The sequence below is a fragment of the Listeria sp. MAN/IMW/UF464 genome (assembly GCF_058683955.1).
Genome location: NZ_JBZWZP010000001.1, coordinates 47,991 through 59,089 on the forward strand (window position 1 = coordinate 47,991; position 11,099 = coordinate 59,089).

Here is an 11,099-nt window from a genome sequence, read left to right on the forward strand (position 1 = left end):
TCGGTGAAAAAGGAGAAGTTTATGCAAATTAAAGAATTTTTGATTAGTCGTCGTTCAGAGGTAGTTAACAATTTTTACGATAATTATTATACTCAAACGGATGAATATAAGTTGAGGCTTAGTGCTGGTGAGGATGAACAATCTATTCGCTCACTAAGTACCGCATCGTGTGGCATGATTATTGATGTCATTACGGGAGTGAAAGAACGAGATTTTGAAAACATCGGTAAAAGACGCTTCAATGACAAAACGGACATTAGAAAAATCCATCAACATATGAGCGAAATTGATAAATTTATTATAAACAGCTTACTTAAATGGAAAGAAACTGAAGATGTTTTTTATACGGATGCTGATATTATTCAGTTTATGTTAGAAATAAAAGACACACTCGCATCCATTCAACAGCAGCTTCTTGAAGGATTTATGCAAGAAAATAGAAATCAAGTTATGGCTCAGCGCAAAGAAATTATCCAATTATCGACGCGTATTATTCCGATTACTGATTCCATTGGAGTTTTACCGATAGTTGGAAGTTTAGATGATGATCGAGGCTATTTTATGAAAGAAAAAGCAATCGAATCTGCGGATAAGTTAAATTTAGACTTCATCGTAATAGATTTTTCTAGCGCCGTTTTAAAAGATGATTTTGCAACAAAACACATGGAAGATATGATTCAATCATTTAAATTGATTGGATTAATCCCGATACTTTCTGGTATGCAACCAAGCTTTGCCCAGCGCACAATTCAGGTTGGTTCGAATATTTCGAAACTCCAATCATTTGGCTCCCTAGAACAAGCATTAACCAATTTAGGTCTATAAAAAAAGGTGAATGGCACTTCGTTGTCATTCATTTTTTTGTTATAAGAAAAAGTTATTGAATTATAGCGAATTCTCTTTGTTTACTTATCGCTTATTTTTAAGTACAATAGATGAGAGAGACCAGTCGTTTCAAGAATTGAAGGAGGAAACGTGGATGACTAATTGGAAAGAAAAAGCAAAAGCATCATTTAAACTTAATGACAAAACGTATCATTACTACAAACTTAAAACCTTAGAAGAGGACAAAATCACAAACATCGAGAAATTACCTTATTCTGTACGTGTTCTACTTGAATCCGTATTAAGACAAGCTGATGGCAGAGTAATTAAGGATTCACATGTAGAAGACCTAGCTCATTGGTCAAAAAATGGTAACGAAGGAGAAGTTCCATTTAAACCAGCGCGTGTTATTCTACAAGATTTCACCGGTGTTCCAGCAGTTGTTGACTTAGCTTCATTACGAAAAGCGATGGCTGACCTAGGCGGCGACCCAGAAAAAATCAATCCAGAAATCCCAGTTGATTTAGTAGTCGATCACTCGGTACAAGTTGATAGTTATGCGAATCCAGAAGCGCTAAAAATCAACATGGAGCTAGAGTTCAAACGCAATATGGAGCGTTATCAATTTTTAAACTGGGCGCAAAAAGCATTTGATAACTATCGTGCTGTGCCACCTGCAACTGGTATCGTTCACCAAGTTAACTTAGAGTATTTAGCAAACGTCGTCATCGCGAATGAAGTTTCGGACGGCGAATTTGTAGCGTTTCCAGATTCCCTTGTTGGGACAGATAGCCATACGACAATGATTAATGGTATTGGCGTTTTAGGTTGGGGAGTTGGCGGTATTGAAGCTGAAGCCGGAATGCTCGGACAACCATCTTATTTCCCAATTCCGGAAGTTATCGGTGTGAAATTATTAGGCGCTTTACCAAACGGCGCAACTGCCACCGATTTTGCCTTGAAAGTAACACAAGTTTTGCGGGAACAAAAAGTAGTAGGGAAATTTGTTGAATTTTATGGTCCAGGCGTTGCAACCCTTCCACTAGCTGACCGCGCGACTGTTGCCAATATGGCTCCTGAATACGGCGCAACTTGCGGATTTTTCCCGGTAGACAAAGAAGCGCTTAACTATTTAAAACTAACTGGTCGTGACAAAGAACAAATCGAATTAGTAGAAGCTTATTTAGAAGCAAACGATTTATTCTTTACACCAGAAAAAGTAGAACCAAATTATACACAAACAGTGGAAATCGATCTTTCTGCTATTGAGCCAAATCTAGCTGGGCCAAAACGTCCACAAGATTTGATTCCGCTTTCGAAAATGAAAGAAACATTCCGTGAATCCATTACAGCGAAAGCAGGCAACCAAGGTTTCGGTCTTGATAAATCAGCTTTAGACAAAGAAGTAACTGTTACATTTGGCAATGGTGACCAATCAACAATGAAAACTGGTTCCGTTGCTATTGCAGCAATTACAAGCTGTACGAATACCTCTAACCCATACGTAATGCTAAGCGCCGGTTTGGTCGCTAAAAAAGCTGTTGAAAAAGGCTTAGAAGTACCCAAATTCGTCAAAACTTCCTTAGCGCCAGGTTCCAAAGTTGTTACAGGCTACCTGGAAAAAGCTGGTTTACTTCCATATTTAGAAAAACTTGGCTTTGACCTAGTTGGTTATGGTTGTACAACTTGTATCGGTAACTCAGGTCCATTAAAAGAAGAAATTGAAGAAGCGATTCAAGAGAGTGATTTACTAGTTTCCGCAGTTCTCAGTGGTAACCGTAACTTTGAAGGACGAATTCATGCACTTGTGAAAGCAAACTTCTTAGCTTCACCACCACTTGTAGTTGCTTATGCGCTTGCTGGGACAACGAACGTAGATATGTTAACAGAACCAATCGGACGTGGTAATAATGGCGAAGATGTCTTCTTAAACGATATTTGGCCAAGTTCAGAAGAAGTGAAGGCGCTTGTAGAAGAAACCGTAACGCCAGAACTTTTCCGTGAGCAATATGCCCATGTATTTGATGAAAATGAAGCTTGGAATGCGATTGAAACTACAGAAGATGCTTTATACAAATGGGATGAAAATTCGACGTATATTGCCAACCCGCCATTCTTTGATAATTTAGCAAAAGAAGCTGGCAAAGTAGAAGCTTTATCTGGTCTTCGTATTATTGGTAAATTTGGTGATTCTGTTACAACCGACCACATTTCACCAGCTGGTGCAATCGGTAAAGATACACCAGCCGGAAAATTCCTGCAAGAAGAAGGCGTAGCGATTCGTGATTTCAACTCGTATGGCTCTCGTCGTGGTCATCATGATGTTATGATGCGCGGTACATTCGCCAATATTCGAATCAAAAACCAAATCGCTCCTGGAACAGAAGGTGGTTACACAACATACTGGCCAACTGGGGATGTAATGTCCATTTATGACGCATCTAGAAAATATATCGAAAACAACACTGGCTTAGTGATTCTTGCTGGCGATGATTACGGAATGGGATCTTCACGTGACTGGGCTGCCAAAGGAACTAATTTACTTGGAATTAAAACTGTAATTGCAAAAAGTTATGAACGGATTCATCGTTCTAACCTTGTAATGATGGGTGTTTTACCACTTCAATTCCTACCAGGAGAAGATGCAGATACACTAGGCCTTACTGGTTCAGAAAGTTTACAAGTGGAAATCAGTGAAGGTGTAGCGCCAAGAGATATTGTCAAAGTAACAGCTGTTCGCGAAGACGGCACTAGCTTCACCTTTGATGCACTTGCACGATTTGACTCAGAAGTAGAAATTGACTATTACCGTCATGGTGGGATTTTACCAATGGTCCTTCGTGGCAAATTAAAATAATTACCAAAAAAAGAAGCGAGCAAATAAGTTCGCTTCTTTTTTTATTTTCACTTGCAAAAAGGGAACGTATGTTTTATGATTGGTAAATAGGAGGCTTGAGCGAATGAGGTATCAAAAGATAAGTTTGGTTGTAACAGGAATAATTGCAGCAGTAGTTGGTTATCTTATTTTCAAAAGCGAGTATCATCCAGATGTTCCGAACTGGCTATTATTTTTATTTTTAGCATTGAGTATCGCAGTTGCAGTTAGTCAGTGGAAAGAGAAACGGATAATTTGGAGTTGTATTGGTTTGTTTGTAGCCGTATTAATTAGTGTGTATTATATTTTAACTATATAGGAGGAACTCAATTTGTCCGAAGAATTACGTTGTCCATGGTCGATTAATGACCCGTTTGAACTAGCATACCATGATGGCGAGTGGTGCGTCCCGAGTAAGGATGATACTTATTTATTTGAAATGTTGAATTTAGAAGGGGCACAAGCTGGCCTGTCATGGAAATTAATTTTACATAAAAGAAAAGCCTATCAAGAAGCTTTTTTTCATTTTGATATTGATAAGTGTGCTCGGTTAACAGATGAAGATTTAGCGCGGATCGTTTCAGAAGCGGCCATTGTGAAGAACCGTTTGAAAGTCAAAGCAGTTCGCACCAATGCCCTAGCTACACAAAAAGTCCAAGCAGAATTCGGCTCATTCGCTAATTATATTTGGAGTTTTACAAATGGAGAGCGAATTATTAATGAATGGCAGGGAATGGGAGAAGTGCCAGCTAAGACGGAACTATCTGAAAAAATAAGTAAAGATTTGAAGAAACGAGGCTTTAAGTTCGTTGGGCCTGTGATTATCTATTCTTATTTACAAGCTATTGGCATCCTGGACGATCATTTACGTTCATGTCCATTCCATACGCTAAATAGGGAGGCGATCAAATGATGATTCCCGCAAAATTAAAACAAGGTGATGAAATTCGCATCATTGCTCCAAGCCGATCTCTTGGTATAATGGCAGAAAATCAAGTCGATTTCGCTGTTAAACGCCTAAATGAGATGGGTTTCAAAGTCACTTTTGGAGAGCATGTTTCAGAAATGGATTGTATGTTAAGCTCTAGTATTCGCTCAAGAGTAGCTGACATTCATGAAGCGTTCAATGATGCGAATGTGAAAGCGATTTTAACTGTTATCGGTGGTTTTAATAGCAATCAATTACTACCATATTTAGATTATGATTTAATTGCTGAGAACCCTAAGATTTTATGCGGATTCTCTGATATTACAGCGCTAGGAACGGCTATTTATACCCAAACCGAACTCGTTACTTATTCCGGCGCACATTTCTCTACCTTTTCAATGAAAAAAGGTCTAGACTACGTACTTGATTCATTTAGCGCTTGCTTAGTAGATAAAGAACCATTTGCGCTAACGGCAAGTACTTCGTGGAGTGATGATGAATGGTATTTGGATCAAGAAAACAGGGACTTCAAGCCAAATGAAGGGCTAGTTGTTCTTCAAGATGGAGAAGCAGAAGGAACCATTATCGGCGGGAATCTCTGCACGCTTAATTTACTACAAGGAACAGAATATATGCCTGATTTATCTGGTGCTATTTTATTTCTGGAAGATGATTTTATGACTGTTCCAGAAACGTTTGATCGTGATTTGGAGTCACTTCTTAATCAACCAGGTGCAGATGAAATAAAAGGTTTGGTTATTGGTCGCTTCCAAACAAAAACGGCAATGACGAAAGAGAAACTTGCTTTTATTATAGAAACGAAAACAGCTTTACAAAAAATCCCAGTTATTTCAGGCGCGGATTTTGGCCATACGCAACCACTTGCTACTTTCCCAATTGGCGGAACAGCAAGAATTGATACAAATGCAGTAAATAAAATTGAGATTATCAAACATTAAAAAAAGAGGTTGTCCATAACGGACAACCTCTTTTTTGGATTAACTTAACGCGACATCTCGTTTTTTGAAAATGAAGAATGTAAAGAAGAGGATAATCGCTGTATATACGCCAAGGCCAGCAATAATTTGCCAATCTGCTAAACCGCCAGCGATTTTTTGACCGCCAACTGTATCATTTAAGCTAAGCAAGTTGAAAATAATCCATTTCATCCAGTCGTATTTTTCGATAGCGAGTGGTAGTAGTTGACGAATAATTCCACCAGAGAATAGTACTCCGACACCAACACCAACTGCTAATGCTTGTGAACGAACAACGGATGAGAAGAAGAATGCGATAGTTGCATACACGATCATCAGTAAGAAGTTTGTTCCGAGTAACATCCAAGCATGGTCCCACGCTGTCATTGCGCCTGATGAAGGGGAGAGCGGCATGAAAATCGATTGCTTCGGAAGAATAAACGAGAAGATAAAACTAGCTAATAATAGCGTGATGGAACTAATGATGCTATAAACAATACACATAAAATATTTAGAGAAAAGAATTTGACTTCTAGAATAAGGTCGTGCGAGTAATAACTTAATTGTTCCGCCAGAAAACTCTGTTGCAACAATAATACTTGCCACAATTACTACTAGCATCGTTGCGACTGCTCCAGAGCTACCGAGTGATGCAAAGAAGTCAGCACTTGAAATTCCGGCTGAATTGCTAGCAGGTTTTTCATCTGCATCTACATAAGCTTGATAGAAATCAATTTGTTTTTGAACTGATTCTTTTTCATCTTTCGTTTGAGCTGCTTGTTTTTGAGTTTTTAAGTAAGCAACGGAATCTGTTAGTGATAGTGTTTCGGTTTTATATGTTGGGTTACCATCTTTATCTGCTGAATTCCAGTATTCCTCCTCACTTACCGGAGTTCCTTTATCATCGTAATAAGCTGTAATTCCAGCATTACTTGCATTGCCACCTTCAACACCGCTTGTATCAATCTTACTAACGAAAAACATAAGTAGTGCCAAAGTTAAAACTGCTGCAAATAAGACAATTTGCATAATCCAACTAGATTTTCTAGAAAATAATTTAGTAAATTCATTTTTTATTAATGCTATCATGCTTTTACACCTCCGCCATTTGTTAATTCTAGGAATCGTTCTTCAAGGGAGGCTTGAAGTGGAACCATTTCCAATAAATCGATATTTGCTTGAATAATCGCGCGGGCAATTAAATGGACATCTTCGTGAGCCACTTCGATTTTAAATGAATTTTCTTTCTCAGCAACAAGTTTTACTGGAAGTGTAGCAAGAACAGTTTTTGCTGCTACGCTATCAGTGACTTTAAGTTGATAAACAGCCACGTGATTTTTAAGTACGTCACTCATTTTTTCCGTATGAGTTAAGACACCTTTATTAATAATAGCAAAACGATCGGTAATTTGTTGAATTTCGCTAAGTAAATGGCTAGAAATTAAAACAGAAGTACCGTTTGTTGCTAAATCACGAATTAATGCTCTGAATTCTGCCATCCCTTGTGGATCAAGTCCATTGGTTGGCTCATCTAAAATAAGTAGGGCGGGGTTGTGAAGTAAGGCTTGTGCAACGCCTAAACGTTGACGCATACCTAAGGAATATGTTTTTACTTTTTGATTGATGGCATCTGAAAGTTTTACAAGTTCTACAATTTCACGAATATGATCGTCTGTAATATTTTTTTGACTCATCCGTGCAAATTGCTTTAAGTTAGCCCATCCAGACATATACATATAAAATTCCGGATTTTCAATAATTGCTCCTACTTCAGAAATTGCTGCTTTAAAGTCGGTATCAATATTTTTACCATTAATATAAACTGTACCTTCTGAGCGGCGAATTAAGCCTACAATCGAGCGGATAATAGTTGTTTTACCGGCACCATTTGGACCAAGTAAACCAAATACTTCTCCTTTATGTATGTCAAAGCTGATATCGTGGACAATATTTTTTTGTCCGATTTTTTTCGTGACATGTTCTAATTTTAAAACTGTCTCAGTCATGAACTCACTCCTTTTTTTCTCTCACTACTAAAATTGTACTATTTTTTAGTTCTAATTACATTCGGCTAGAGGACGGGAAAAAATCATACTTTAGTAGTAGACTCATTTTCTAAGTTAAGGTGCCAATCTATGCTGTAATGATCGATAACTTTTGCGTATTTTGCATCCCAAAAAGTTTTTTGAATAGGGATTTCAACGGTCCCTGTTTTAGAAAGTAGTACGAATGCATGTACAAAACTTTCTTCAGTTTCAAAATTAATTGCAAGTGATAAACGATTTCCCGCATCTGTTTCGCCTTCTAGTGTATCTGAGAAGTAAAACAAATCTTTATCGTCTTTCGTAAGCCTAGCATGAAGGATTCGTTCGCCTAATTTTTCATCTCCAGAGAATCCTTCCATCTCGTGAAAAAAACGAGTTTTTGTAATTTCTGCTTGAAACACTTTTTTATAAAATTCTAGTGCTTCTTGGGCTTCCCCGTTAAAAGTGAAGTAGGGCACAGTTGCTCGTATCATTAAATCAACTCCATTCTTGTTTCATTATACTAATTTTAGTACTAAAGCGAAAGCGCAAGCCCTGGGATGGACTTGCGCTTTCTTCTAACTTTATATATTAATGGTGGACAAGTTAGCTAGTTTTTAAACACCTTTGTAAGCTTCAAGGTAAATTTCTTTTAGTTCGCTTACAAGTGGTTGTTTAGGGTTGGCAGTAGTACATTGGTCCATGAATGCGCGATCTGCAAGTGTATCTACAACTGCATCCAAGTCTTTTTTAGCAACATTTTGTCCTTTAAGACTCATGTCGATACCAACATCTTTACCAAGTTTGATGATTTCATCTACAAGTGATTTAACGCCTTCTTCTGTAGTTGCAGCAGGGAAGCCGATAATACGAGAGATACGAGCATAATCTTCATCAGCACGGAAGCTTTCATATCTTGGGAATAACGCATGTTTTTTAGGTTTAAGTGCGTTATAACGGATAACGTGTGGCATAAGGATTGCATTCGCACGACCGTGAGGAATGTGGAATTCAGGTCCAATTTTGTGTGCCAAACTATGGTTAATTCCTAGGAACGCATTCGCAAACGCCATACCAGCTAGGGCAGAAGCATTATGCATTTTTTCACGCGCATCAGGATCACCAGTAAGAACGGATTCACGTAAGTTTTCAAAAACAAGTTCGATTGCACGGATGGATAATCCACGTGTATAATCACTTGCCATTACGGATACATAAGATTCAATTGCGTGAGTTAGAACGTCCATACCAGTATCAGCAGTAATGTGTGCTGGAACAGTTGTTACATATTGTGCATCGACAATCGCAACGTCTGGAGTTAGTTCATAGTCAGCAAGAGGGTATTTAATGTTGTTTTCTTTGTCTGTAATAACCGCAAATGGAGTTACTTCAGAACCTGTACCACTTGTTGTTGGAATCGCAACGAATTTCGCTTTTCCACCAAGTTTAGGATATTTGAAAGTACGTTTACGGATATCTAAGAATTTTTGTTTCAAGCCGAAGAATGAAGCTTCTGGGTGTTCATAGAATAACCACATACCTTTGGCAGCATCCATTGCGGAACCACCACCAAGAGCGATAATTGTATCTGGTTTGAAGTCTTTCATTAGTTCTGCACCTTTGTAAACTGTTACATCAGATGGATCTGGTTCAACATCAGCGAATACTTGATAAGCTACGTCGTTACCACGTTTTTTCAGGTGTTCGATTACTACATCAACGTATTTGAATTGAACCATACCTGGGTCAGTTACGATAAATACGCGTTCAACGCCTTCCATTTTTTGAAGGTATTGAGTAGAATATTTTTCAAAGAAAATTTTTGGTGGAAGTTTGAACCATTGCATATTATTTCTCCGATCCGCGATACGTTTAACGTTCAGCAAGTTAGTCGCACTTACATTTTGTGATACAGAGTTTTTACCATAAGATCCACAACCAAGAGTTAGGGAAGGGATGAAGCCGTTATAAATGTCACCGATACCGCCTTGAGCGCTTGGTGCATTTACGATGATACGGCAAGCTTTCATACGGATACCAAATGCTTTTTGAACTTCTTTATCAGTAGAGTGAATAACTGCTGAGTGTCCAAGTCCGCCGTATACTAACATTTCTTCACAACGATCGAATGCTTCTGCTTGGTTAGCAGCTTCGATAAATGCAAGAACTGGGCTTAATTTTTCGTGAGATAGTGGGTATTTGTCGCCAACACCTTTAATTTCAGCTACAAGAATTTTTGTATCTTCTGGAACTTTGAAACCAGCTTGGTTTGCAATCCATGCAGGGGATTTACCAACTACATCTGGGTTAAGTGTTCCTTTTTCAGGGTTGATTACATAGCTTTCTAGTTTTTTGAATTCAGCACCTTTAACGAAGTAGCATTTGTTTGCTTCCATTTCTGCTTTTACTTCTTTAGCAACTTCTTTGTCCACGATAACTGCTTGTTCAGAAGCACAAATCATACCTTGGTCAAAAGATTTAGAAAGAATGATGTCATTAACAGAACGTTTGATTTTAGCTGTTTTGTCAATGTAAGCTGGTACGTTACCTGGTCCAACACCTAGTGCAGGTTTACCAGTAGAGTATGCTGATTTAACCATTCCAGCACCACCAGTTGCAAGTACAAGTGCTACTTTATCGTGGTTCATTAATTGTTTTGTTGCTTCTAGGGAAGGTTTTTCTACCCATTGAATACAATGTTCTGGTGCTCCAGCTGCAACTGCTGCATCATAAACAACTTTTGCTGCTTCAGATGAACAACGTTGCGCACTTGGATGGAAAGCGAAGATGATTGGGTTACGCGTTTTAATCGCGATAATTGCTTTGAAAAGTGTTGTTGAAGTTGGGTTAGTTACTGGTGTAACCCCGGCAACTACTCCGACTGGTTCAGCAATTTCGATAACACCAGTTTGAGTATCTTCGTTAATAACTCCGACTGTTTTGTTGTTTTTAATGTTGTTCCAAATATATTCTGTTGCGAAGATGTTTTTAATACATTTATCTTCGTATAATCCACGTCCTGTTTCTTCTACTGCTAATTTTGCAAGGGGCATATGTTGGTCAAGTCCGGCAAGCGCCATTGCGTGTACGATATTATCTACTTGTTCTTGGTTGTAACTTTCAAATGCTTTCAATGCTTTTTGTCCATTGTCTGCTAATCTGTCAATCACTTTTTGAACTTCTAATACTTCTTGGGCCGCATTTTCTTTAATTGCCATTTTCCAGAACCTCCTAATATTTGTGCGGGACTCTAAATGTCCATAGTAGACTTTTGACGTCCCTGATAATCCAAAAAAATTTGACTTGTTGCTGTGCCATATTCTTTTGTTTTATTTGATTACACCGTTAGTATAAGCCATCAATAAAAGTTTGTCCAGTGTTTCACGTGAAAATATTCACAAATAGACGAAAATGAGCGGATAGTCCTTCTGGGAAAGCAATTTTTAGTCTATAAGGCATAGTTTGTATGA

General features: G+C 38.2%; 9 protein-coding genes. 5 read left to right on the forward strand and 4 right to left on the reverse strand.

Annotation, left to right across the window (positions count from 1 at the left end; genetic code table 11):
• The first annotated feature begins 21 nt into the window (after window positions 1-21).
• From AC4PG0_RS00305 to AC4PG0_RS00325, 5 genes are all read left to right on the forward strand, one after another.
• Window positions 22-825: an STAS domain-containing protein gene (locus AC4PG0_RS00305; RefSeq protein ID WP_003762527.1), complete on the forward strand. Its 804-nt coding sequence runs from the start codon at window positions 22-24 to the stop codon at window positions 823-825.
• Window positions 826-979: 154 nt separating this feature from the next.
• Window positions 980-3,682 (forward strand): aconitate hydratase AcnA, encoded by a 2,703-nt coding sequence (acnA, locus tag AC4PG0_RS00310; protein WP_033532966.1) that lies wholly within the window; start codon window positions 980-982, stop codon window positions 3,680-3,682.
• 103 nt (window positions 3,683-3,785) lie between these two features.
• Complete coding sequence (locus tag AC4PG0_RS00315) at window positions 3,786-4,019, forward strand: hypothetical protein (protein WP_003762523.1); 234 nt, start codon at window positions 3,786-3,788, stop codon at window positions 4,017-4,019.
• Window positions 4,020-4,031: 12 nt separating this feature from the next.
• Window positions 4,032-4,613, forward strand: coding sequence for a DNA-3-methyladenine glycosylase I (locus tag AC4PG0_RS00320; RefSeq protein ID WP_010991642.1), 582 nt, complete (start codon window positions 4,032-4,034; stop codon window positions 4,611-4,613).
• Window positions 4,613-5,587 (forward strand): S66 family peptidase, encoded by a 975-nt coding sequence (locus AC4PG0_RS00325; RefSeq protein ID WP_112119940.1) that lies wholly within the window; start codon window positions 4,613-4,615, stop codon window positions 5,585-5,587. Before AC4PG0_RS00320 ends, AC4PG0_RS00325 begins: the two co-directional genes overlap by 1 nt.
• A 39-nt stretch (window positions 5,588-5,626) precedes the next feature.
• On the opposite strand, the gene AC4PG0_RS00330 is transcribed toward AC4PG0_RS00325, so the two are convergent.
• The 4 genes from AC4PG0_RS00330 to lap all read right to left on the reverse strand — a co-directional run bounded on the left by AC4PG0_RS00330 (window position 5,627) and on the right by lap (window position 10,847).
• Window positions 5,627-6,694, reverse strand: coding sequence for an ABC transporter permease (locus AC4PG0_RS00330; protein WP_003772110.1), 1,068 nt, complete (start codon window positions 6,692-6,694; stop codon window positions 5,627-5,629).
• Window positions 6,691-7,611 carry an ABC transporter ATP-binding protein gene (locus AC4PG0_RS00335; RefSeq protein ID WP_492167667.1) on the reverse strand — a complete coding sequence of 307 codons (921 nt, stop codon included), beginning with the start codon at window positions 7,609-7,611 and terminating at the stop codon, window positions 6,691-6,693. The genes AC4PG0_RS00330 and AC4PG0_RS00335 overlap by 4 nt, the downstream gene beginning before the upstream one ends.
• An 83-nt stretch (window positions 7,612-7,694) precedes the next feature.
• Window positions 7,695-8,123, reverse strand: coding sequence for a VOC family protein (locus AC4PG0_RS00340; protein ID WP_003772108.1), 429 nt, complete (start codon window positions 8,121-8,123; stop codon window positions 7,695-7,697).
• A 123-nt stretch (window positions 8,124-8,246) separates the two neighbouring features.
• Window positions 8,247-10,847 (reverse strand): adhesion-mediating acetaldehyde/alcohol dehydrogenase LAP, encoded by a 2,601-nt coding sequence (lap, locus tag AC4PG0_RS00345; RefSeq protein ID WP_003762516.1) that lies wholly within the window; start codon window positions 10,845-10,847, stop codon window positions 8,247-8,249.
• Window positions 10,848-11,099: the final 252 nt, after the last annotated feature.